Annotated in this window: 16 protein-coding genes and 1 pseudogene; 6 read left to right on the top strand and 11 right to left on the bottom strand. The window is 42.6% G+C overall.

Annotated features, from left to right (window positions below; translation table 11 throughout):
• Positions 1–141: 141 nt before the first annotated feature.
• On the bottom strand, positions 142–984 hold the full coding sequence (locus AK825_RS08460) for a tetratricopeptide repeat protein (protein ID WP_068036247.1): 843 nt from the start codon (positions 982–984) through the stop codon (positions 142–144).
• A gap of 65 nt (positions 985–1,049) precedes the next feature.
• Positions 1,050–3,530 carry a penicillin-binding protein 1B gene (gene mrcB, locus AK825_RS08455; protein WP_068036245.1) on the bottom strand — a complete coding sequence of 827 codons (2,481 nt, stop codon included), beginning with the start codon at positions 3,528–3,530 and terminating at the stop codon, positions 1,050–1,052.
• 503 nt (positions 3,531–4,033) lie between these two features.
• Here mrcB and AK825_RS08450 point away from each other — a divergent pair.
• Positions 4,034–6,874 (top strand): heavy metal translocating P-type ATPase, encoded by a 2,841-nt coding sequence (locus tag AK825_RS08450; RefSeq protein ID WP_068036243.1) that lies wholly within the window; start codon positions 4,034–4,036, stop codon positions 6,872–6,874.
• Between the two features lie 124 nt (positions 6,875–6,998).
• On the opposite strand, the gene AK825_RS08445 is transcribed toward AK825_RS08450, so the two are convergent.
• Entirely contained in the window at positions 6,999–7,721 is a 723-nt protein-coding gene (locus AK825_RS08445; RefSeq protein ID WP_068036241.1) for a Bax inhibitor-1/YccA family protein, read from the bottom strand.
• Between the two features lie 343 nt (positions 7,722–8,064).
• On the opposite strand from AK825_RS08445, the gene AK825_RS08440 reads away from it, so the two are divergent.
• On the top strand, positions 8,065–9,069 hold the full coding sequence (locus tag AK825_RS08440) for an NAD(+) kinase (protein ID WP_227514040.1): 1,005 nt from the start codon (positions 8,065–8,067) through the stop codon (positions 9,067–9,069).
• Positions 9,070–9,104: 35 nt separating this feature from the next.
• Entirely contained in the window at positions 9,105–9,416 is a 312-nt protein-coding gene (locus tag AK825_RS08435) for a DUF1315 family protein (protein ID WP_068036232.1), read from the top strand.
• A gap of 131 nt (positions 9,417–9,547) precedes the next feature.
• Here AK825_RS08435 and AK825_RS08430 read toward each other — a convergent pair whose 3' ends face one another.
• The 5 genes and pseudogenes from AK825_RS08430 to AK825_RS08410 all read right to left on the bottom strand — a co-directional run bounded on the left by AK825_RS08430 (position 9,548) and on the right by AK825_RS08410 (position 16,636).
• Entirely contained in the window at positions 9,548–9,922 is a 375-nt protein-coding gene (locus tag AK825_RS08430; RefSeq protein WP_068036230.1) for a HopJ type III effector protein, read from the bottom strand.
• A 105-nt stretch (positions 9,923–10,027) separates the two neighbouring features.
• Positions 10,028–10,195: pseudogene (gene csrA / locus AK825_RS08425) on the bottom strand (carbon storage regulator CsrA); the annotation flags it as partial.
• A 396-nt stretch (positions 10,196–10,591) separates the two neighbouring features.
• On the bottom strand, positions 10,592–11,878 hold the full coding sequence (locus AK825_RS08420) for an aspartate kinase (RefSeq protein WP_068036227.1): 1,287 nt from the start codon (positions 11,876–11,878) through the stop codon (positions 10,592–10,594).
• 285 nt (positions 11,879–12,163) lie between these two features.
• Complete coding sequence (gene alaS / locus AK825_RS08415; RefSeq protein WP_068036225.1) at positions 12,164–14,836, bottom strand: alanine--tRNA ligase; 2,673 nt, start codon at positions 14,834–14,836, stop codon at positions 12,164–12,166.
• Positions 14,837–15,016: 180 nt separating this feature from the next.
• Positions 15,017–16,636, bottom strand: a complete 1,620-nt coding sequence (locus tag AK825_RS08410) for a DUF389 domain-containing protein (RefSeq protein ID WP_082787217.1) — start codon at positions 16,634–16,636, stop codon at positions 15,017–15,019.
• Positions 16,637–17,028: 392 nt separating this feature from the next.
• Between AK825_RS08410 and AK825_RS08405 the strand changes: the two genes are divergently transcribed.
• Complete coding sequence (locus AK825_RS08405; protein WP_068036223.1) at positions 17,029–17,241, top strand: hypothetical protein; 213 nt, start codon at positions 17,029–17,031, stop codon at positions 17,239–17,241.
• 126 nt (positions 17,242–17,367) lie between these two features.
• Here the strand turns inward: AK825_RS08405 and AK825_RS08400 are convergent, their stop codons facing one another.
• Positions 17,368–18,786, bottom strand: a complete 1,419-nt coding sequence (locus tag AK825_RS08400; protein WP_203226467.1) for a L,D-transpeptidase family protein — start codon at positions 18,784–18,786, stop codon at positions 17,368–17,370.
• A 418-nt stretch (positions 18,787–19,204) separates the two neighbouring features.
• Between AK825_RS08400 and prmB the strand changes: the two genes are divergently transcribed.
• Together prmB and aroC are read left to right on the top strand one after the other, a co-directional pair.
• Positions 19,205–20,371: a 50S ribosomal protein L3 N(5)-glutamine methyltransferase gene (gene prmB / locus AK825_RS08395; protein WP_068036221.1), complete on the top strand. Its 1,167-nt coding sequence runs from the start codon at positions 19,205–19,207 to the stop codon at positions 20,369–20,371.
• A 65-nt stretch (positions 20,372–20,436) separates the two neighbouring features.
• Complete coding sequence (gene aroC / locus AK825_RS08390) at positions 20,437–21,540, top strand: chorismate synthase (protein WP_068036219.1); 1,104 nt, start codon at positions 20,437–20,439, stop codon at positions 21,538–21,540.
• A 149-nt stretch (positions 21,541–21,689) separates the two neighbouring features.
• Here aroC and AK825_RS08385 read toward each other — a convergent pair whose 3' ends face one another.
• Positions 21,690–21,875 carry a hypothetical protein gene (locus AK825_RS08385; protein WP_068036216.1) on the bottom strand — a complete coding sequence of 62 codons (186 nt, stop codon included), beginning with the start codon at positions 21,873–21,875 and terminating at the stop codon, positions 21,690–21,692.
• Between the two features lie 156 nt (positions 21,876–22,031).
• The gene (creC, locus tag AK825_RS08380) at positions 22,032–23,786 is read right to left on the bottom strand and encodes a two-component system sensor histidine kinase CreC (protein WP_068036214.1); all 1,755 of its coding nucleotides are present in this window, start codon (positions 23,784–23,786) and stop codon (positions 22,032–22,034) included.
• Between the last annotated feature and the right edge of the window lie 8 nt (positions 23,787–23,794).

Raw genomic sequence — 23,794 nt, 5'->3', positions numbered from 1 at the left:
AGTAACCTTAATTAAATTAGAATAAATTGAAGAAAAATAAATAATTATCGTTTGTAAAAAATAGAATAAACACATTCATTATTATACGCAGTTAGCAAGTTTTTCTTTGTCTGTTGCATCGAAAATAAACTGCGATAATGACTACTTAAGAGCTAATTGTGCCTCTCGTACAACGCGTGAATTGTTCTGTTGTTGACCTGATCTTAAGATAAGCTGCCATAACGCACGGCGACGACTGTCATCCTCAGAAACTGTCAGGCCACGACGTGCCATCGCTTCGGCTTTACGTGGCTGACCTTTCTTTAGAGCAACTTGTGACAGGTAAAAATAAACCGCTGAAGATCTAGGTGCTAGACGTTGAGCACGCGTAAAACTGTTTTCAGCAGCGGTCAAATTACCTGATTTAAGCTGATTAGTGCCTGTTTGCATCAGATTACGAAATGCTGGCAAGTTGCTTTGATTGCTAGTAGGTTTACGGCTTTGCTGCTGCGAATTCTGACGTGCTTGCTCTAATAGCTCATTATGTGAAGGTGTAGCGGGCGGTTGCGAGATCATATAATCATCACGTGGTGGGGTGTACACTGGCTCGTTAAATATGATTTCTGGTTGTTCTATTATCAGTGTTTGCTGGGTTAAAGGATTGTTGGTAGTTGTACTACTACTCTCAGATCTGGGTATGGTTTGGGGCTCAGAGTACGGAGGATTTGCTGGCGTTCTAGTAGTTTCAGCGGGTGCTATATAAGGCTCACTAGAGTAGTCAGCTGTATTGCTGGCATCATTACGGTTAGTTACAGACCCTTGAGGAATATTAATCGTAGTCGTTGTTGCGCCTGCACCGGTACTGTTAGGAGCTGAAGGCGCGGTCTGACAAGCACTTAACGTTAAAGTACCGATGAGCGCAGTTGATACTAGTAATAATTTGCCCAATCCTCTGTGTGTGTCATTCAGTACTGCCAAGTATTGCTGCTGCATAGATGCCGCCATGTCAAACCCCTTATTCTATGTAATTTTAAATAACAGTATGAACTGATAGTTAATCAAACAATTTATTAGAACCACTCAAGCGCTCTATCGTACCAAGTGTCAGTACGTCTTTGAGTATCACCATTATCGCCATTTTCCTCATTCGGGTTGATTACCTCACTATTTGGTATATCTAAACCTTCACGCTGACGCTGCTGATTCATCGAGCCTTGCTCATCTTGCCATTGCATCTGATCACGTGCTTGATCTTGCTGGTACAAAGAAATTGCACAACTACTGGCTTCCTCTGGTAAGTATGCCGACATGACTGGTAAATATCGTGCCGATGCACAACGTTCATTGGACAGCTTGCCAGAGTTGTTTTCAAGCCACAGCCATTCAATGCCTTCAGGTTCTGGCATGGATACGGGTGTCAACTTTAGGCGATTCATATAATCGACCCATACTGGTAGGGCACCTGTGCCGCCGCTAAGTCCGATTGGTTTATTGTCATCACGTCCAACCCAGACAACGCTTACGTAGTTGCCGCTATAGCCTGCAAACCAGGCGTCACGGTAGTCATTAGTCGTACCTGTCTTGCCCGCTAGATTTAAATCGCTACCAAGTGATTGGACACGTTTAGCGGTTCCATCTTTCACTACTTGTTGTAGCGCATAGTTAGTTAGGTAGTTGGTTTCAGGCGGTATACTACGCTGTGTATTAAGACCAGTACGCTGCAAGATACGCCCGCGATCATCAATAACAGTACGAATGCTGTGAATAGGAGTACGAAAGCCACCAGTCGCAAAGACTTGGTAAACGCCAAGCATATCCATTGGACTTAAGTTAACTGAGCCTAATAATGCGGATGGATACGCAGGAATTTTTTCTTCAATACCTAGACGGCGCAGCTGCTTGGCAAATGTATCAATACCGAATTCCATGCCTAAGCGTACCGTACTTTGGTTATACGATTTAGCCAGTGCAGTGGTTAACGGCACATAGCCGTGGTCGCGATTGTCATAATTTTTAGGGTTCCATTTAGTACCGTCACCTAGATTGACTGTAATCGGTGAGTCATCAACGGAGCTGGCTAAATTATAGCGACCGCTTTCAAGCGCCGTCATATAGATAACAGGTTTTAACAGCGAACCAACTTGACGCTTAGCATCAACGGCACGGTTAAAGCCAGTAAACTCACTACCACTACCAACTACTGCGACCAGCTCGCCCGTTTCAGGGTTCGCACTGACTAATGCTCCTTGTAGATCCTTAGTCTTACTACTATTACGGCGTAGCTCACCCAGCTTCTTATCAACAGCTTTATCAGCAGCTAATTGAGCAATAGGGTCGAGGGTACTAATGATGGTAAGACCTTCATTTTTGAGGTCATCAGAGTAGTACACTTCATTAAGTTCACGCTTTACGATATCCAAAAAGTCTGGAAATTGGCTTTTGCCTTCAACAGGCTTATCAACAACACCAAGAGGTTTTTCTAACGCTTTATCGTAGTCCTCTTGACTAATACTACCCATTTCTAGCATGTTATTGAGCACTATATCACGGCGTGCCTTTGAGTCGTTTGGATGACGGCGTGGATTATAAACGCTTGGCCCCTTTGCCATACCTACTAACATGGCTTGCTGATCTAAACGTAGCTCATTGAGTGGTTGATTAAAATAAAATTGTGATGCCAAGCCAAAACCATTGATAGAGCGGTTGCCATTTTGACCCAGATAGATCTCATTCAGATAGGTTTGCAGGATTTCATCTTTACTATAATGCAACTCTAGCAGCACTGCCATCAATGCTTCATTGGCTTTACGTTTCAGGGTACGATCAGAGTTAAGATAAAAGTTCTTGATAAGCTGTTGGGTGATGGTCGAGCCGCCCTGCATAGAGCCGCCAGAGAAATTGTTAAGTACGGCGCGAGCGATACCACGTATGGATACCCCTTTATGTTCATAGAAACCGCGATCTTCGGTAGCGATTAAAGCATCAATCAATGGCTGTGGCACATCATCTAACGAGACGACCATACGATCTTCATTGCTATCAGGATAAATGCCGCCAATATTCACAGGTTCAAGACGAATAATACCAGTCTTATTTTGTTCAGTACTTTGAATCGTCTGAATCTTATTATCCGCAATGGTCATTTTGATAACTTGTTCTTTATCAACATCATTCGCGCTATAGGTAAATCCACGCGTATGGATAAAGTAGTTATTGCCTGATTTATGGAAGCTACCGGTGCGATCATAGGCTTTATTGCTACGATAATTAAGCAGCTCTAGCCATTTTTTCATGGTGTCGTTATCAACGGCAGCACCTTGATAAAGCTCAAGTGGTTGTGAATATACCTTAGCAGGAATATCCCAGCGCTTGCCTTCAAATTTTTGGGTAATAGTACGATCAAGCTTGACTAAATACAGCGCCAATAAAACCATGCCAACGATGACAATAATTAATAAGATACTGCTAAATACAATACCGCGCTGTTGCGAGGGTAGAGTACTAATAGCAGACTTAGACGATTGTGGTAGCTTAAGATTAGATTTTTGCACTGATAACGCACCGTATTGGGATAAAAAACTGCCTCATAATGACGCAAATTGACAAAATTTTCAATCTATCATCATCGACTTAAGGATTCATTAGGGTTTAGCTGGGAAGGTGTATAATAAGTATAGCGTCTAATATCACAATATTAATTAACTAAATAAAGCTTTGTGATAGTCGTTTCAATATGATTTGGAAAAAAATAAAAGCAGTGAAAGCTCTGCATTTAGCAGACTAAATGCTTTTGGCACTTTATGCATTTTATATTGCATTGGCTGTGCCTTTTAATGCGTTTGGTAAGTGCCATATAGGATACAGTCTATATGTTTGGAAAGGGTGTTTTTTGTGTGGATTATCAGCTGTTACTTTGCCAGTAGTGGCTGATTTATTGTTAGGCTTAAACGCGGTCTAACTTAAGCAATACTAATGCAACACAATGTATTTAAAGCTAATGTATCTAAAGCCAGTGTATTAAAGGCCAGTTTATCTAAAGGAAGTAAGCGCGACTATGTCTAGTGCCTCGTCATCAATATCATCGACTACATCTTATGAAGATAATTCTATTACCGAAGGCTTGGTATTGCCACTCGCTGGTCACTGCTTTCACTGCGGCGATCCGGTACCGCAGCCACCATTCTATGCTGAGATATTGGGTAAGTCACGTGAGATGTGCTGTATGGGTTGCCAATTGGCCGCGCAAAGCATTGTAGAAGCGGGTCTTGAGCAGTATTACCTTGACCGCTCAGAAATTAATCGTACAGCAAGCTTGCCAACCCAGCTGACTCGCCTTGAAGCCTACGATCATGATGAGATAAAGTCACAGTTTGTCTATGCGCAAGATGGCCTGTCAGTCGCGGAATTATCTGTGAATAATCTACGCTGCGCTGCCTGCACTTGGCTAATCGAATCGCGTCTAGATGAGTTAGATGGTATCAGTAAATGTCAGGTGAATTTAACCAATCAGCGCATGCGAGTTATTTGGGATGAGACTAAGCTGCCTATTAGCCGTATCTTAGCGGTCATTAATGAGATCGGCTATGAAGCAAAGCCTTATCGGCAAGATACTCATGAGGCTATGCTGGCGCGTCATAATAATCAAATGTTATTAAGCCTAGGAATTGCTGCACTAGGTTCGATGCAAGCGATGATGTATGCCGTTGCGATTTACTTTGGTGAATATAGTGACATGTTGATATTTCAGCGTGATTTTTTACGCTGGGTATCTTTATTTGTTAGTACGCCTGTGTTCTTTTATGCCGGTATACCTTTTTTCACATCAGCTTGGTCGGCGGTTCGGGCGCGTCAAGTCAATATGGATGTGCCGGTCAGTATTGCCTTGATCGTCACTTTCTTTGCCAGTCTCTATGCCACTATTACCGGGCAAGGGGAAACGTACTATGATTCGGTCAGTATGTTTATCTTCTTCCTACTAGCAGGGCGTTATATTGAGCATAATGCGCGTCTAAAAGCAACTACTATGGCCAATGACTTGGTCGTAGTTGAGCCAGTATTGGTACAAAAGGTCGCTGAAGACCAAGAAGCTGCAGCGCTTATTTTGAAAATGTTAGCGGAAAATGAGCTTGAGCTTAATGAGGTAAACGAAGGTTTTATTGTTCAGACCAATGATTTAGTTGTTAATGAAGCTATTAACGAGTTAGATGCTCAAAACCTATCAAGCCTCACGCCAAAATCTACGCCCGATTTTATGAAGGGCATAGACGTAAACGTCCATAAGTTAACAACTCGTATTGCGCAAGACTGGCAGCAGACACGCAATCAACGCCTAGACCTCTCAAAACTAAAAGATGAAGCAGAAGAAAAACAGATGGTGACAGCCCATAGCTTGCAAGTGGGTGACATCATTATGGTTGAAGCTGGATCTGAAATTATTAGTGATGGTATTTTGCTCAGCTCAACAGCAACAGTCTCGCAGAGCTTGCTAACGGGTGAGGGTGACTTGATTGTCAAAGCCCAAGGTGACTATATCGTTGGCGGCGCACAAAACGACAGTCAACCGTTTGAAATGCTGGTCACTGCACTGCCACAAGATAGTCAAATAGGCTTGATCGATAGGCTTATGAACCGTGCCATGAGTGAAAAGCCCAAGCTTGCCCAACAAGCGGACAAGCTGGCACGTTGGTTTGTCGCGCGCATTTTAGTGTTATCGGCACTGGTTTTTATCGGTTGGTACATCGTTGACCCAAGCCAAGCGATTTGGGCAACCGTTGCAGTTTTGGTAGCGACTTGTCCTTGCGCACTGTCATTAGCCACTCCAATTGCATTAACCGTCTCGACCAATCGCTTGGCCAGCTATGGCTTTCTAACGACTCGTGGACATACGCTACAAACATTGGCTGAAATTACCCATGTGGCTTTTGATAAGACTGGTACGCTTACTTATGGTAAGCCGAATCTATTAAATATTGAGCTGTTAAACCCTATAAGCCAAAATAAAATTTACGATTTGGAGCCAGCTGAGCAAAAAGATGACGTGTTAGCAATCGCTGCTGCTTTAGAGGTAGGTAGTCGGCATCCTATTGCTCATGCGCTGCTTACAGCTGCTTATCAGTTGCATTTGCCGTCTACTCAAGTTTTACAGCACTATCCAGCGGGCGGCGTAGAAGCGATGATTAATGGTGTGCTATACCGAATCGGACATGTAGATTTTGCTTTAGATAGAATCAATAATGATTCAAGTATAAGATTAATTGATGAGCCAGTTATTGATTTAGTTGCCCATCGTGCCAGCTCAGCAGTAGTGTTATCTTGTCAGCAAGATAGCTCAAACGTATGGCAAGCGCTGGTGTGCTTTTACTTTAATGATAAGGTGCGTGATAGCGCCAAATCGATGCTTGATACGCTTAAAGGGTTGGGCATTGAGTCTGTCATGCTGACAGGGGATCCAAGTCCACAAGCGCTAGTGACGGCTGAGAGTTTGGGAATGCAGTCTGCTTATAACGGTCTGTCGCCAACTGATAAGGTCAACCACATTCAAGCACTACAAGCTAAAGGCGCGGTAGTGTTGATGGTTGGTGATGGCATTAATGATGCGCCCGTATTAGCAGCGGCAGATGTCTCAACTTCAATTGCTGGTGCGGCAGATTTGGCACAAGTATCTAGCGACAGCATTATACTAAACGGTCAAATCGAAGCTATTACTGCCGCCAAGCGTATCGCTAATAAAACCGAACGTATTATTAAACAGAACTTCCGCTGGGCCCTTATTTATAATGGTAGTGTATTAATACCAGCAGCTTTAGGCTATGTACCGCCTTGGCTTGCTGCTATTGGTATGTCACTAAGCTCATTACTGGTAGTATTAAATGCACTGCGTCTAAAACGTGCTTAATATGATATTAATTCTAGGAAGTATGATTATCTATACTATGATCGTTTAGTTTGATCCATAAAAAAACCGCCTATTATTAAAGGCGGTTTTTTTGTGTAGAATAATTACTAGACAGCTCTTTCTATTAGTCCTGTAGATAGCTTAGTAGACGCATAAACTCAATGTACATCCATACTAGAGTCGCAAGAATACCAATGCTGAATAACCATTCGTAGTCTTCAGACACACCCGCTGCTACACCGCGCTCAATATTGTCAAAATCCAATAAAAGAGTGAAAGAAGCAATAACAATCACAAATAGACTAAAGCCGATAGCAATAACGCCACCTTCAAATAGGAATGGTAAGCTTGAACCAAACGCTAAAGAAAGAACCCACTGCGCAACGTAAACTAGCATGATGGCAATCAAAGCTGATGTTACTATTGAGCGGAACTTTTCAGTCACTTTAACAAGCCCAGAACGATATAGTCCAAGCATTACTGCAGCGGTGACAAAGGTCGCACACATAGCGGTAACAGGAACGCTTGGGTACATTCTCATGAAAAACAGCGAGATACCACCTAAAAAGATACCTTCTAACAGCGCATAAGGCACAGCCAAAGTTTTGGCTTTTTGCGGTTTAAAGGTAATAAAAATGGCTAGACCAAAAGCGGCGAACATACTACCAAACGCCGCCATAGTAATAAAACTTTGCGATAGACCTGCCATTAGTGCATAAAAGAAAAATCCCACACCAGTGATAGCCGATAGCCCAAGCAATAAACTGGTCTTTTGTATCACGCCTTTAACAGTCATCGGAGCACCGCCGACTGCAAGTTCTGCGCGACTCACAATAGGATTGGCCATACATGTATCCTTAATAAAAAATATAAATAAAATAATACAGATGTCAGCTACTCTAGCAAAACCGCTATTATTGTCAACTGTGTTTGCGTGACAACGTTCGCACGATAACTGCCAAGGTTTGCACGACAACTGCTAAAGTCTAATGCAACTATTGAGTTGCTTATCGGTTAATACATACAGTGTTGTTGAGTAGCCAAACGAAAACGCCTAAAAAATGCGTACGATAGTTATTATGTGGGGTCGATTACGACAGTTAACAACGATAATTGATAAAACATGCTAGTTTAAGCGCTCATTTATCGCTATCATTGCCTGGTACTTTACAGTTATGCCGAGTCGTTTTATGGAAAACTCAGCGCAGTCCGCAAGATTGCCGCATCTACACGAATCAGAGCTATTTCACGCCATCAAAAATCCTGCCTTTCGGCGTATTGGGCTGATGGGTCGAGCTGGAAAACGTAGCGTGACCCAAAGCCTTGTACAAATTGCGCAAACCATTAATGAGATGGGTTTGACGTTAATTATGGACATACAAACGTCTAACCTACCTACGTTAGATTTATCTGAAATAGAAAAAGTTAAAATCGTCAAGCGTAGTTTGATTGGCGAGATTTGTGACTTAGTCATCGTAGTAGGTGGTGACGGTTCTATTTTGCATGCCGCTGAAGCGCTGGCACGTTACCGCGTACCTGTGTTAGGTGTTAACCGTGGTCGTCTTGGGTTTTTGGCTGATGTAAAGCCTAATGAAGCGGCTTTTAAATTGCGCCAAGTGCTCATGGGCGACTATCAGCTGGATCACAGATTCTTATTGACCATGGAGATAAGAGAAGGGCGCAATATTATTCATGAAGACATGGCGCTTAACGACATAGTGTTGCATGCGGGCAAATCGGTACATATGATTGATTTTCAGATGAAAATTGATGGTCAAGATGTTTATCGCCAGCATAGCGATGGTTTGATTGCTGCGACGCCTACAGGTTCAACAGCTTATGCGCTGTCTGGTGGTGGCCCAATTATTCATCCCAGTATGGATGCAATATGTTTGGTACCTATGCATCCCCATACCTTGTCAAGTAGACCGATTGTGGTCAGTGGCAATAGTGAAGTTTGTATTCGTATTCATGAAGACAATCGTACGCAGCCAATGGTCAGTGCTGATGGCAAGGCAAGTGTGCCCTTGGAGCAAGAGCAGCGTCTATATATTCGTAAACATCCAGATAAGCTTACTTTACTGCATCCACCAGGTTTTGACTTTTATGAAGCTTGCCGTACTAAGTTGCACTGGAACGTACATGCCGAAGAATTCAGTCTTGATAGTGATGATGATATTATAGACGATGAATAAGCGCATCTAAATAATAGTAGTGGAGAGTAGGAAACATGGATAAAGAAACGATATTAGCAAGTTTAACACCGGAAGTGGTTGATAAATTCCGTGTAGCTATTGAGTTGGGAAAATGGCCTGATGGCGCTAAGTTGAGTGCTGAGCAACGTGCTACTTGCATGCAGGCAGTGATGGTTTGGGAGCATGAACATCTACCTCCTGCCGAGCGTACTGGCTTCATTCACAAACCAGTAAAAGACGATGGTTCAATCGTTGGTGCTGAGTGTGATGTGGAGCATGAACATCATTACCCGAATATGCCTAACCCTAAAGGTGCGATTCAGCCAGTCAAATTTCGAAATAAATAAGACGAATAACCATAAGTAGTCAACATGAAAAAGCCACGCTATGATGATAGCGTGGCTTTTTCATGTTGACTGTCCCGTCCTAGCTAGAATGAGTTGTCACATTTAGAACGAGACAGACGGATTACTATGGCTTATAACGCAGTAGTATCTACGTTTGGACGTAAAGTAAGCGGATTTTTTTGCATCAAAAACCCTTGCCAGCCCCAATGTAAAAAGTTACGTATGTTGGCATGATCAGTGCCATTTGGCGTTGCTTTAACCTTTTCATAATGTTCGCCGAACAGCTTTAGCGTGTCCAGTTGGTCTAAGCCATGATGCTTAGCAAAGCCAAAAACTTTAGCACTACCTTCGTTTTCACCAGCTTCATTATGCACCATACCATTCACAAATGGCGCTGGTGCGTAGCGATAAAAATCATCAATAAAACTGATCACATCATTAAATCCAATGGCTTTTTTGTTCAAACCATTAAGCAAAGCCGATACGTCTGATTGGCGGATACTCATAAGTAAATGACCTCAAAGCAGGTTAAATTAACGATTAAAGTAGTCTTCATCATCGAATGAAGGCGCAAAGTTGCCTTGCTCAAGATGCTGCATTTGCGACTGTACAGTACGCTCCTGCTGGATACGTTGATAAATCTCTTCACGGTGTACAGCAATATCTTTAGGTGCATTAACGCCTATACGCACCTGATTGCCTTTAACACCTAGGACAGTCACACTGACCTCATCACCGATCATTAACGTCTCGCCCACGCGGCGTGTCAAAATTAGCATGCGTCACACTCCTTATGTCGCATTAAGAAATTATTTCTCATTACATTACATCTCAATTGCAGATCATCGCTACGCCGTCGCACATAAATCTTATTCACAATAATTGTAAAGTTATATATGTGACTCATGCTGTACGCAAAGTGTTACACGACAAGCGATGATGATAGGTAGGTTCATTTAGCCCAAATGAGCCCCCATTATAGGTGGCATAATAGATACTGTCACGGGTTTTCACAAAACTATTAGGTAAATACTAACCCTAGCAATAATAAAAAATAAAAATAGGATCTAAAAAGACCCTATTTCTTCATTCAAATATTATTGAAAGTAATCAATAGCCACTTAATTAATAATAATTAAAGCCAAACTTATACTTTTGAAAGTCTTTAATAACAATTACAGCCCAGCGACTTTGCTTTCACCATCTTCACGGTCAAGACCAAATGCAGTATGTAATGACTTAACGGCTTTTTCTAAATGCTGATCTTGAATCAGAACCGATACTTTGATTTCGCTGGTCGATATCATTTGGATGTTGATATTGTTTTCAGCTAAAGTCTGAAACATGAGACTAGCAACACCTGCGTGTGAGCGCATGCCAACACCAACTAATGAGACTTTGACGACTTCGCTATTGCCCAATATCTCTTTTGCACCAATTTCGTTTTTAACCTCATCATTGAGCACTTTCATAGTTTTGTCTAAGTCAGCGCGATTGACGGTAAAGGTAAAATCTGTCGTGCCTTGATCTGAAAGATTTTGTACAATCATATCGATTTCAATATTAGCGCGACCAATCGGGCTTAGAATAGCAGAAGCGATACCAGGATGATCAGGTACACCGCGTACTACAATTTTTGCTTCGTCTCGGTTGAACGCGATACCTGAAATAACTGCCTGTTCCATATTATCTCCTTCGTCTATCGTAATTAGGGTGCCGACATTGTCTTGAAAATCTTGGTCAAAACTACCGTCGTTATTTTCATCAAAGCTAGATAGTACACGCAAGGGCACACCATACTTACCAGCGAACTCTACTGAACGAATCTGTAAGATTTTGGAGCCAAGACTTGCCATCTCAAGCATTTCTTCAAAGGTTATTTTTTCAAGTTTTTTGGCTTTTGAGGTGACGCGAGGGTCAGTGGTATAAACACCATCGACATCAGTATAGATTTGACACTCATCAGCGCCCAAGGCAGCTGCAATGGCGACGCCCGTAGTATCAGAGCCGCCACGCCCTAAGGTCGTAGCGTTGCCATGCTCGTCTATACCTTGAAAGCCTGCAACGATAACAACGTTACCAGCATCTAGCTGTTCGCGAATATTTTCATCATCGATGCTTTCGATACGGGCTTTATTGTGCGCGCCATCAGTCTTAATCGCTACTTGGCGGCCAGTAAATGAGCGGGCACCAACGCCAAGCTCTTTAATGGCCATCGCTAGTAGTGAGATTGACACTTGCTCACCAGTAGAGACCATTTGGTCGTATTCACGTGGATCAGGCTGGTTACTGATTTGACGCGCTAAGTCGATAAGACGGTTGGTTTCACCGCTCATGGCAGATACCACAACGACCACTTGATGACCATTATCGTGCCAGCGTTTGACACGTTTGGCGACGTTTTTGATACGGTCGATACTGCCCATCGACGTACCGCCGTATTTCTGTACTATTAACGCCATAAAATTTACCTATTATTCGTCAATGACTGTCTGTGAATTATTAGCATTAATCTGTTCTGAGTCTATTTATCCATATTGCTCTAGACTAGTGCCAATAATGATTAGGCCGGATTATAAAAACTGCGCCGCTGTCTATTATTTTTAATGGCAGACTGACTTGTTGGTTAACCGCCATACTTTATACCATATTAGCGCGCTAAAATTAAGTCACAGCAGCTATTAGATATATGGCGATTGGTTATAACGGTTATAACCAATCGCATAAATTGCCCAGTTCTGACTGGATTAGCTAAGTTGAGTCTCAACCCAAACTGGTAGATCGTCAATTACCGATGCAGTATTATCAGCCTTAGGTGCACCACCTTGCGCGTAGTCAGGCTTACCGCCACCTTTACCACCCAATTCACCAGCAAGATGACGAATGATATCACCTGCTTTGATGCGAGCAGTGACAGACTTAGCGACACTTGCTGATAAAGCCAATTGCCCATCTTTATCGCCAATCAACACGATAACGCTATCTGGTAGCTTGGACTTAATATCATCCATTAAAGGACGAATTGACTTACCATCAATACCCGCTAACATGCTAATCAGTACTGGTGTACCTGCAATAGTCTGCACGTCATCGAGTAAACTTGCTGCTTGGGCGCTAGCCATCTTTTGTTGTAGACGCTCAAGTTGTTTTTCTAAATCACGCTGTTTGTCTGCCATGGTTTGCACGCGCTGTGCTACTTCAGGACGTTTGACTTTGAGCTTAGTAGCTAAGGTGCTCAGCTGCTGATCGCTTTGCTGGATATATTTAATCGCCCCCATACCTGTGACTGCTTCAATACGGCGAATACCTGCGGCAATGCCAGACTCACTGGTAATTTTAAACACGCCAATATCGCCGGTACGCTGCACATGAAGACCACCGCATAGCTCGATAGAGAAGGGCTGACGCTGACCATCAACGATACTATCTGTTCCCATCGTTAGAACACGAACGTCACTACCGTATTTCTCACCGAATAGCGCTACTGCACCTTTATTCATAGCTTCATCAATAGGCATGTTTTCGATACAGGCAGGCGCATTAGCTTGTATTTGCTCATTGACTACGCGTTCTACGCGCGTAATCTCAGCGCTGCTAACTGGCTTGTCATAAGAGAAGTCAAAACGTAATACTTCGCTTGATACCAATGAGCCTTTTTGCGTGACCTCGTTTCCCAACACTTGGCGCAATGCTGCATGGAGCAAATGGGTAGCAGAATGGTTTTTAGCACTAGCTGCACGAATGCTAGAAAGCACCTGCGCGTCCGCTGTTTGCTGCGCACTAATGGTACCCATGCTCACGACACCATAATGAATGATGGCTTGCCCAGACTTTTTGGTATCTTGTACTTCAAAGACACCAGACGCGGTACGAATTTCGCCCAGCTCACCAACCTGACCACCACCTTCAGCATAAAACGGTGTGCGGTCAAGCACAACAACGCCTTCCATACCTTCATCTAAGTTGTCAGTAGATTGGCCGTCTTGATATAAGGCAATAACATTGACGTTATCTTCTTGTAGTTGCTCATAACCAATAAATTCAGTAGGGCTCTCTACTTGGATGACACTACTATAATCAACGTCGAATTTACCAGCATCACGTGCGCGTTCACGCTGTGCTTGCATATGCTCATCGAACTCAGCTTCATCAATAGCAATGCCGCGTTCTCGAGTGATGTCAGCGGTCAAGTCTAGTGGGAAGCCATAAGTATCATAGAGCTTAAATGCGGCCTCACCAGAGAGGATGTCGCCGTCCTTCAGGTTCTCAAGCTCGCTGGCAAGTAAACGTAAACCTTGTGCCAGTGTCTTGGCAAACTGCGCTTCTTCTTTTTGAATCGCGTTTTCAATAACGCTTTGCTTATCTTTTAGCTCAGGATAAGCAGTGCCCATTTCAGCTACGAGTGGCGCGACCATCTTATAGAAGAAATCGCTATCGGCGCCAAGCTTATTACCATGGCGCACGGCTCGGCGAATGACACGGCGTAGCACATAGCCGCGCCCTTCATTACTTGGCATAACACCGTCAGCAATTAAAAATGCGACCGCACGGATATGATCCGCGATGACTTTAAGTGACGACTGCTGCTCATTTTCGATATCTAAAATCTCAGCAGCGGCATCCATCAAATGAACGAATAAATCAATCTCATAGTTACCATGGACGCCTTGCATGATGGCGCTAATGCGCTCAAGCCCCATGCCAGTATCGACACTAGGTGCAGGCAGTGGCAGCATAGTGCCATCTTTTTGGCGATTAAACTGCATAAACACGCAGTTCCAAATCTCGATATAGCGGTCGCCATCTTCTTCAGGAGTGCCAGGCAAACCGCCTTCAATATCCGCACCATGGTCATAAAAGACTTCGGTACAAGGGCCACAAGGGCCAGTATCACCCATCGTCCAAAAGTTATCGGACGCGTAAGGTGCGCCTTTATTATCACCAATGCGAATGATACGCTCGGCAGGGATGCCAATGTCTTTATTCCAGATGTTAAAGGCTTCGTCATCAGTTTCGTAAATGGTCACATATAGGCGATCTTTATCGATAGCCAACCATTCATCGGATGTCAAAAACTCCCAGATATAAGCGATACCTGCTTGTTTAAAATAGTCACCAAAGGAGAAATTGCCCAGCATCTCAAAAAATGTATGATGGCGCGCGGTGTAGCCGACGTTATCCAAATCGTTATGCTTACCGCCTGCACGTACACATTTTTGTGAAGTTACCGCGCGTGTATAGTCACGTGGTTCCATGCCCAAAAACGTCTCTTTAAACTGGTTCATGCCCGCATTGGTAAATAACAATGTCGGATCATTATGCGGAATAAGGCTCGATGAAGGTACAGCGGTATGCTGCTTGCTTATAAAAAAATCTATAAAAGCTTGACGAATATCGGCTGAGCGAAATGGTTGGCTCACAGCGGCTCCTTACTGACGAATAGAGATAAAGTAAAAAAGGACAAAATAAAGGAAATAATTTTGCAAGCGATTTTAGCACAAACGCCTGAGGTGTGTTGAAGATTCACAAGTAGGCTCTTGGTAAACGACGGTCACACCTGTATGTTGCCCTTATAAGTATTGGAAGGTTTAGCCCTAATACTAATTCGTTAAAATTGCTGCATCAGTCTGATCAAGCTGATTTTGAATCAAAGGGTCGGATTCAATCACTTGTACAGGGAGATAACGAAGTTGTAGCTTAATGGGTAGATAATCAGGAAAATTATCCGCCATATCTTGGGTGATAACCGTTTCAATCTTCTGCACATCATATGAGGTTGGGCTTTTTTCACCACGAATAACGGCACGAACAGTCTGATAGCCACCAACTTTTTCGAATTGGGTATTGGTCAGTACGTTACCTTTATCCATAAAATAGGTATTAATAGCGCCCTTTACGTTGTTTTCAAAAGTTTGTTGTTTGGCACTGATGTTTAAGTTAATCGTCAAATAAACACCTAACCCGACCAATAATACTAACGCAACGGCATTACGGCGAAAGAAAGTTAGGTAAGTGCTTGATTTATAGTCATCAGCGACTAAACGGCGAAAGCCTAAAAACCAAAGTACCATCGCATTGGTAAATTGAATGGCAATAATGTTGGTCAAAGCAAGTAAAGCGGCACCGAGACCTAATGTCATCTCACCATTGGCAAATAAGATGCCACTTGCAGCAAGTGGCGGCACTAACGCGGTTGCAACAGCAACGCCAACCACCGCTACGGACAGGTGCGGTGAAACCATTGCATAAGCACCAGCGGTACCGCCAGCCAGCGCAATCATTAAGTCCATTGAAGTAGGCTGCGTACGCGACAATATCTCAGAGGATAGCGGTTGACCTTGATGTATATATCCGACTATGAAACCTACCAATATGACTAAAGATACCCCAGCAGCAACGGTAACCAGCGACCTGCGTAGTAATGGCATACGATAGTCAATAATCGCTAATGCAGCTCCGGTAATAGGCCCCAGCATCATAGCGACCAACATCGCTCCAATAACGACTGCTGCTGAATTGGTTATCAGTCCATAACTAGCAATGATAGCGGAGAGAGTATTCATCACAAAGTACATTTTGCTGGGTAGCGCATTGGCTTCGATGGTAAGCCGTACTTTTGGATAGTCTACTTTTTGATTGCTAAATTGTTCCGCTATAAACTGCTTGTAAGACTCAAGCTTGGCTTCTTTTTCTTTTTTGACCTCATGAACTTCGTCTTCATCTGTTGGCTCGTCTTCCGATTCAGTCTGATCTTCTTCGTCCGAGTCAACATCGTTATCAATATTATTCAGCACTGGCTCTGATGCAGGTTTGGATGAGTCATCATTTGAGTCTACTGGGGTTGTAGAAAGTGTTTGCGCTTGAGAATTATTGTTTGATTCATCAATGGTGTGCTGGTTGTCTTCTATATTATCACTGTTGTAATTTTCATAAGACTTACTGTCGCTAGCTTCCGCTTCCGCCGATTCAGGTATGGAATTTTCTACAGTTGCAATGACCACATCTGGACTTGGCGAGGTCATAGTTATTTTAGGTTCAGGGTGCTGCGCACCTTCTTCTGCTTTATGTGCATCATCTAGGTCATGTTCATCTGAATGATCAACGTCATCGTTCAATGTATCCTGCTGTTTTTGCGCAGCAGCTTTAGCTTCTTTTTCAAAGTCGGACAAGTCTTTTTCGGGAGGCAAAGAAGGAGAGGAATCATTGGCAGGTGAGGTCATAACAATATGGCTTTATAAGTCAAAGAAAAAAGAGTTCCTATTGTAATGATAAAACATAAGAAACGTATAAATTTTTTATAAGCAAATAACATCATTATGAGAAATATAATTTGACTGGATTTATGATCAACCGTAACCATAGAAATTGCAGGTTAGATGTAGAGGTGAAAAGAAAATGAGCAATAACAAACACTGGGATCGAGTAGGTAAGGAGCGTTTAATAAGAACTGTATTAAGTTTTATAAGTCGATAGATAACTCCCTAATATTAACATGGTTTTAAGCTTAAGTCAGCTGATGTCTATGGACTATGAGTCCAAAGGAAAAGCTTACTATTATTGTGGATTTAGCGTATAAAGGTATTATACCCACACAAACTATGAGGATTAGGATATGAATTGGACATTATTTTCTATGATTTACTCAATGACAGCAACGGTTGTAATCGGCGTACTCATGGTCGCAGCATTAGTGTCGGGATTTAATGAAATTCCCCATATACAAATTGCTGTAGTGATCGGCATCCTAATCTCAGTACCAGTTGGATTGTTTTTCACTAAAAAAATTGGCAGTATTACTGGTGATGAGGAAGGATATAAAGCATAAGAAGGGTATAAAGTATAAATAGTTATTGCGTACATCAATCGCTATTTAAACCAATAAAAAAAGACCTTTATGATAAAGGTCTTTTTTATTTTCAGATACATTAATTAAGCGATACTGGTTTAGTTGTTATTTAAGTATTACTGTCGCACCATTTTCAATGTTGGCATAGACTTCTAATACATCCCAATTAGTTAGACGCACGCAACCAGCTGATGCTTGGCGACTAATACCTTCAGGTTTAGGTGAACCGTGGATGCCATAAGAAGGTTTGGATAAACCCATCCAGACGACGCCAACAGGGTTGTTTGGTCCTGGTGGTAGCATATGTATCTTTTTATCGCTACCTTCACCGACAGTCGCTTTATACCATGGCATCTTAACTCTATTGATGATCTTGAAGGTACCTTGTGGTGAAGGAGTAGCATCACTACCAATCGTAGTTGGATAGGTGGCAACCAGCTTATCACCATTATAAGCATATAGGGTTTTGCTTGCTTTATCAGCAACGACACGATTAATGCGCTCATTGAGCGGGCCACGAGTGTTGAGAACAGTGATTGTTTCACCAGCTTGATAGTTTTTGTTTTTGTTTAACTTATCAAGGTAGCGTACATCCATATGAAAGCGTTCGGCAAGCATCTCTTTAATATCTTGATAATATAAGCCTTTCATTTTTGACTTTGCTTCTGAACCTGAAGGCGTGGTTGCAAAGTTGGTTTTAATATCATCATCAGTCAGAGTATAAGTCACTAGTACAGGCTTACTAGCAGGGATTTTCTTAGTTAGCGCATCCCATGTTTTTTGATCCATATTACCAGTCGCTGGCAAGCCTTTCATCGTTTGAAAGTTGATCAAAGCCTTTTTACTGTTCATGCCCCAGCCACCATCGATAGGGCCAGGAGAGGCATGATTCCAATCAAGCAAAGCTTGCATCTTGATAGTCATCGCTGAGTTGACATTCATGTTTGGCGACCATGTAGCGTCGTTTACTTGCTTGGCATAATTTGACAAATTGAGCGTGGTATATCTTTTTCCATCTTTATCTTCGATGCTCTTGATTGTAGGATCATTGCTGAAATCCAAACTCTGTTCGTACTTAGGTAGCTCAAAAGATAATGGGTCTGTTGAATCAATAGATGAAGCGTCACTAGGGGCGGCAACAGCTTGGCCTTCACTGATATCATCAGTACGGTCAGATTGCTCATCTTTACGTGTCAGCTCAGCAGCACTCATATTGTCAGCAGCGACGGCTTTTGGTGCAGATGCTGTCTTTTTGTCTTGCTTGGTATCAATTAACTCACCCATACTATCAGTAGTCTTAGGCTTCGTTTTAGGCGTAGAGACTGAGCTATTAGTATCGATTGAGCTGCTACGATTCTCTTGAACATCAAGACTAGCTAAGACAGCAATGCCAGGTAACTTGTCAGCCGTGCGTACTGGTAAGGTACGTGCATTATTATCAGGTGCAGCAAGGGCACTGACACTCATACTAGCGCTAAGTACAACGATAGACATAGAAGTAATAAGTGGTTTTATTTTCATCATATTTGTTCACAGTAGGTTGTTACAATGTGGCTATTATGCGCATAATTCAGGTTCTAAGCAAACTTTTGACACATCTTTTTGTGTCGATATAGTGCTAAGCGTCAGCAGTTGACGTATGGGATACAATGTAGTGATATTTGGCTAATAGTTTGGCTGGCATATTGCGCAAATCGTTGTTGTAGTAAGTTTTCGGTAATATTGTTATTCCATAAATTTAATGAATATTGTTTAATTATTAAACAGTTATTAGGGGTTTAAGATTGGATATATAGCTGTGAAAGACCTTACTGTTACGTTTTATTAGGGTAACCCCTATAGTTATTGGCGCTACATAACGTTTGCGTCTATAATGCATGAACAGCGTTTTATTTAATTAACTAGCATGTAACTAACGAGCATGTAATCAACAAGGTGCGATATGTCAGAACACCAGACCATGAGTGCAGAAGAATTTCAAAATCAGTATTTTAACGGCCAGGAGTCTCAAGATTTCGAGCATGATCTACAAGATGATTTGGAAAGAAATGAGACAGAACAGTTCGCTAATCTACATGGCGAGCTTGAAGAAGCACGTGAGCAGCTATTTAGTATACGTGACTTTATTCGCTTTGCAGTAACGCAGTTGCGCAATTACGATGTAGTTGTAGCACAAGGTACCACTGACGAGTTCGCTGAAGCATCCGCTATTGTTTTACATTCTTTATCTTTGGACTGGGCGGCTAACGAACAAATACTTGATTGTCGTCTGACCTCTTCAGAAAAGCAAGTGGTGCTAAGTTTACTAGAAGAGCGTATCGCTGAGCGTAAGCCATTGAGCTATCTGATTAACCTAGCTTACTTTTGTGATTTGCCTTTTTATGTGGACGAGCGTGTTCTCATCCCGCGCTCACCTGTAGCAGAATTGATTCGTCAGCAGTTCCATCCATACTTCGATGTCAATGAGCTTGCCAAGCCGCTTGGTGCGACTATCAATGAGCAACCTGCAGCATTTTATGATCATGGACTTGACATGAAGCAATTGTCACAGCCTGAGCGTATTTTAGATTTATGTACTGGTTCAGGTTGTATTGCTATCGCAATGGCGACACGTTTCGTTGATGCGCTAGTCGATGCTGTTGATATCGATAAAGGAGCATTAGAAGTGGCGATGGTCAACGTCGATCATCACGACCTTGGTCATCAAGTCAATGTGATTGAGTCTGACTTATTTGCGAAAATTCCAGCTGAAAACCAGTATGAGCTCATCGTTACCAACCCACCGTATGTTGATGCTGCCATCATGGCAGATTTGCCACCTGAATTTTTATATGAGCCTGAGCACGCGCTAGCCGCAGGTCAAGATGGTTTAGACTTGGTACATCGTATTTTATTTGAAGCGCCAGATTATCTAAGTCCAGAAGGTTTGCTTGTCTGTGAAGTAGGTGATAGTGAGTGGGCACTTAGCCAAGCTTATCCAGATATTCAGTTTGATTGGCTGAAATTTGCGCTCGGTGGTCATGGTATCTTTGCGATTACTTTTGATGAGCTGATGGAGCATCGCGAGTTATTTGCGCATTATGTACAGCTGCTGGATAACAGTCAGTAATGAGTCAAAACTCATGATTCGCTCTTAAGTATGTGTACATAGATTTTACTGGTTTAAGGATAGATATGGCAGGCAATAGTATTGGGCAGGTTTTTACGGTCACCACTTGCGGTGAGTCGCATGGTGCAGGTTTGTTGGCTATCGTCGATGGTGTGCCACCGGGCTTAGCATTATCCGCAGAAGATTTACAGGTGGATTTAGACCGCCGCAAACCGGGTACCTCTAAGTACTCAACCCAGCGCCGTGAGTCTGATGAAGTTGAGATTATCTCAGGTGTGTTCGAAGGTAAAACAACTGGTACATCTATTGGTCTGCTAATTCGTAACACCAATCAAAAATCAAAAGATTATAGCGAGATTAAAGATACTTTTCGCCCAGGTCATGCTGACTATACTTATAGTATGAAGTATGGTTTTCGCGACTATCGCGGCGGCGGGCGCTCATCTGCACGCGAGACGGCGATGCGGGTAGCAGCTGGTGCTATAGCTAAGAAGTATCTGCAAGATCGCTTGGGTGTACAAATCCGTGGTCATGTGACCCAAATTGGTAATGAATATAGTAACGTCACAGACCCCAGCCAAATTGACTGGGATTTTGTGAACAGTAATCCGTTTTTCACTGCTGATAAAGAGGCGGTTGGTCGCTTCGAGACGCTGATAGATAATCTACGCCGAGAAGGTACTAGCTGCGGGGCGCGTCTGGAGATTATTGCCAGTGGCGTACCAGTAGGACTCGGTGAGCCAGTATTCGATCGCTTAGACGCTGATATTGCCCATGCGATGATGAGCATCAATGCGGTCAAAGGCGTAGAAATTGGTGACGGTATGGCTGTTGCAGGGCAGTTTGGGCATAGTTCTCGTGATGAGCTGACGCCAGCCGGCTTCACTGCCAATCATGCTGGCGGTATATTGGGTGGTATCTCATCAGGACAAGATATCAGTGTCAGTATCGCGCTTAAGCCAACTTCTAGTATTACTACCCCTGGTAAGAGCATAAATACAGATGGCGAAGCAATTGATATGCTAACTAAAGGTCGTCATGACCCTTGCGTTGGGGTACGTGCAACGCCCATTGCAGAAGCCATGCTAGCGATTGTATTGCTCGATCATTATCTGCGTCATCGTGGTCAAAACGCTGATGTTAAGCAACCGGTAGAATCGATTACTTAGAGTCGCCTCAAAGTATATTATAAAGCTATCAGCCCTATATCGTTTCTAATGAAATATTATTAGAAACGATATAGGGTTTTTTTATGAATGTTTAAAAGGGTAATTACCCAATCGATGGTTGCGTTCTAGTTGGCAAATTAATAGCAGTCTTAAGTTGCCAATTGATAATCATCAATAGCCACACATTGCTGATGACGGAAAACCAATAATAATTGCTGACTTGGGATGGCTAACCAATGGCCAAATTCAATGCTGTCGATGCCTTGATTTAACAAAGTCTGTGCGCAATGATGGCGGTTCTGACCTAACAAGCTTTTAATAACAATATTTTGCATAGGATTTCTCTCTTAAGTTTTATTTACGAATTTGAATAACGCTATCGTAAAACAAAGAGATAGAAAGCATATGTAGGAATGATGGAAAGTTTATGAACTGTCATCAATGATTTGGCTTTTAATAATTGAAAAAAACTTATTGAAAAGAGCAAGTATTTATTTTGCGCAACCTTTTAAATTTTTAGCCAAGGGTAAGGTAATACTAACCATCACGCCAGAACGATTACTTATAATAATATGTCTATTATCGTTAGCATTAATGTTACGAATGCCCACATGGCCTCCGTGATGTTCAATCACCTGTTTGACCAAAGTTAAACCAAGACCAGTGCCTTTCTTGAGGGTGCTACTAGACATACTAGACTGTTCTTTCTCAACGCTTAGTGTTGGGTTCTTATTCAATGAATGCACTGATGAATACTCTGATGGATTGTCAAAAACCTGACTTTGATGAGATAGGCTAAAATAACGGTCAAAAGCTTTATCAACCGCATAACCAGGTAATAACTTGCCATCATTGAAGATATCGATGATTACAGTTTGCATGGTGTTATGAATATCAATACTGACAGTGCTCTCAGCAAAGTGAATGGCGTTATCCATTACGTTTTGTAGCACTTGCACCAACCAAAACTGATCGGCAAAAACGCTGGTATTTGCCAACATATCTGAGGATAAAGAGGTTGTTTCCGTAAAGCGTTTGTCATCAATATAGATTTCAATAGGTATTAGATGCTGCTGTTGCAACTTAGCGGCATTGTCTTTTATTAGAGTCTGTAGTAGTGGTAATAAAGGTGTCAGCTGCCGATTCAGCTTAAAGCTTGGTTGCTCAATCTTGGCAAGTAATAGCAGTCGATCAATTAACTGCTGCATTTTGATGCTTTGTTCACCGACAGATTGGATTAGCATCTGCCGATCTTCTTCATCAAGTCTATCATCCTCTAGTAGCTCGCTGCTGGCACGAATTGCCGTTAAAGGACTCTTAAGTTCATGAGTGAGGGTATGGACATAGTCAGTGACATAGGCTCTGTTTTCTAAGCGATATTTCATGGTCTCAATAGTGTCTGTCAGGCTATTAAGCTCATGACCTAAGTAAAAATAAGGCTTTTTGGTATCCTCAGCCAGCGCACTTGTATATTGGATAACTAGAGTTATGCTTTGCTTCAGCCACCAGGCGACCAGTCCTGCCAAGATCAGTGCAACAATACTAATGAGCAAAGCAGTAAGAAGCATACGATTGCGAGTATTGTCTAGATAAGGCAACACGCTATCGACTGGCTTACCAACGCTAGCGACTCCGATAAGTGCACCAGACGCATCCTTAATAGGCTGGGCCACATACATGATAGAGCTACCACGTGTGCTATTAATATCTGGGGTGCTTCTCGCGCCATACTGACCCTTTAAGGTCAAATACACATCATTCCAGCGACTATAGTCCTGTCCCTCAGAGTTTTCAGGGGCGGGTAGTGAATCGTATATGACTGTACCTTTGCTATCTGTCACATATATCCGAACGCTACTACCACTTTTGTTTCTATCCGCTGGTTTTATAGGTTTATCAATGGCTGGTACGCCGATAAATGCAGCATCAAGTTTGGCCTGATAGGCATCGTCGTATAGCTGTCCTGAAGTTAATGGCACTTGCAAGCTTGCTGCGAGCAATTTACTAGTATCTAGTAAAGTGTCTTCGATGACTTGCTGCGCTGTGGGTTTGACATAACCAAACAGCTGAGTAAACACTACTACACCGCAAAAGATAAGTACTAAAGCAACGGCTAGCCAAATCCTAAAAAAAATACTCAAGTTCAGTAAACGTTTAGGCTCAGTCGTTTGCTGCGCAGTGCCAATAGGATGCAATTTTGCATACCAGTTGCTTTGATTAGTGCTAGCGTTTGCTTTATGGTTCATATTTTTAG

This window comes from Psychrobacter sp. P11G5, from assembly GCF_001593305.1.
In the GTDB taxonomy this organism is placed as follows: domain Bacteria; phylum Pseudomonadota; class Gammaproteobacteria; order Pseudomonadales; family Moraxellaceae; genus Psychrobacter.
Note: the sequence above shows the minus strand (reverse complement) of the source record. Positions and strands in the feature narration are given on the sequence as shown.

Coding starts and splice junctions, on each gene's coding strand:
- AK825_RS08460 (WP_068036247.1), bottom strand. CDS start 984: ATGGCGGCATCTATGCAGCAGCAATACTTGGCAGTACTGAATGACACA.
- AK825_RS08450 (WP_068036243.1), top strand. CDS start 4,034: ATGTCTAGTGCCTCGTCATCAATATCATCGACTACATCTTATGAAGAT.
- AK825_RS08445 (WP_068036241.1), bottom strand. CDS start 7,721: ATGGCCAATCCTATTGTGAGTCGCGCAGAACTTGCAGTCGGCGGTGCT.
- AK825_RS08440 (WP_227514040.1), top strand. CDS start 8,065: ATGGAAAACTCAGCGCAGTCCGCAAGATTGCCGCATCTACACGAATCA.
- AK825_RS08435 (WP_068036232.1), top strand. CDS start 9,105: ATGGATAAAGAAACGATATTAGCAAGTTTAACACCGGAAGTGGTTGAT.
- AK825_RS08430 (WP_068036230.1), bottom strand. CDS start 9,922: ATGAGTATCCGCCAATCAGACGTATCGGCTTTGCTTAATGGTTTGAAC.
- AK825_RS08420 (WP_068036227.1), bottom strand. CDS start 11,878: ATGGCGTTAATAGTACAGAAATACGGCGGTACGTCGATGGGCAGTATC.
- AK825_RS08410 (WP_082787217.1), bottom strand. CDS start 16,636: ATGACCTCACCTGCCAATGATTCCTCTCCTTCTTTGCCTCCCGAAAAA.
- AK825_RS08405 (WP_068036223.1), top strand. CDS start 17,029: ATGAATTGGACATTATTTTCTATGATTTACTCAATGACAGCAACGGTT.
- AK825_RS08400 (WP_203226467.1), bottom strand. CDS start 18,786: ATGATGAAAATAAAACCACTTATTACTTCTATGTCTATCGTTGTACTT.
- prmB (WP_068036221.1), top strand. CDS start 19,205: ATGTCAGAACACCAGACCATGAGTGCAGAAGAATTTCAAAATCAGTAT.
- aroC (WP_068036219.1), top strand. CDS start 20,437: ATGGCAGGCAATAGTATTGGGCAGGTTTTTACGGTCACCACTTGCGGT.
- AK825_RS08385 (WP_068036216.1), bottom strand. CDS start 21,875: ATGCAAAATATTGTTATTAAAAGCTTGTTAGGTCAGAACCGCCATCAT.
- creC (WP_068036214.1), bottom strand. CDS start 23,786: ATGAACCATAAAGCAAACGCTAGCACTAATCAAAGCAACTGGTATGCA.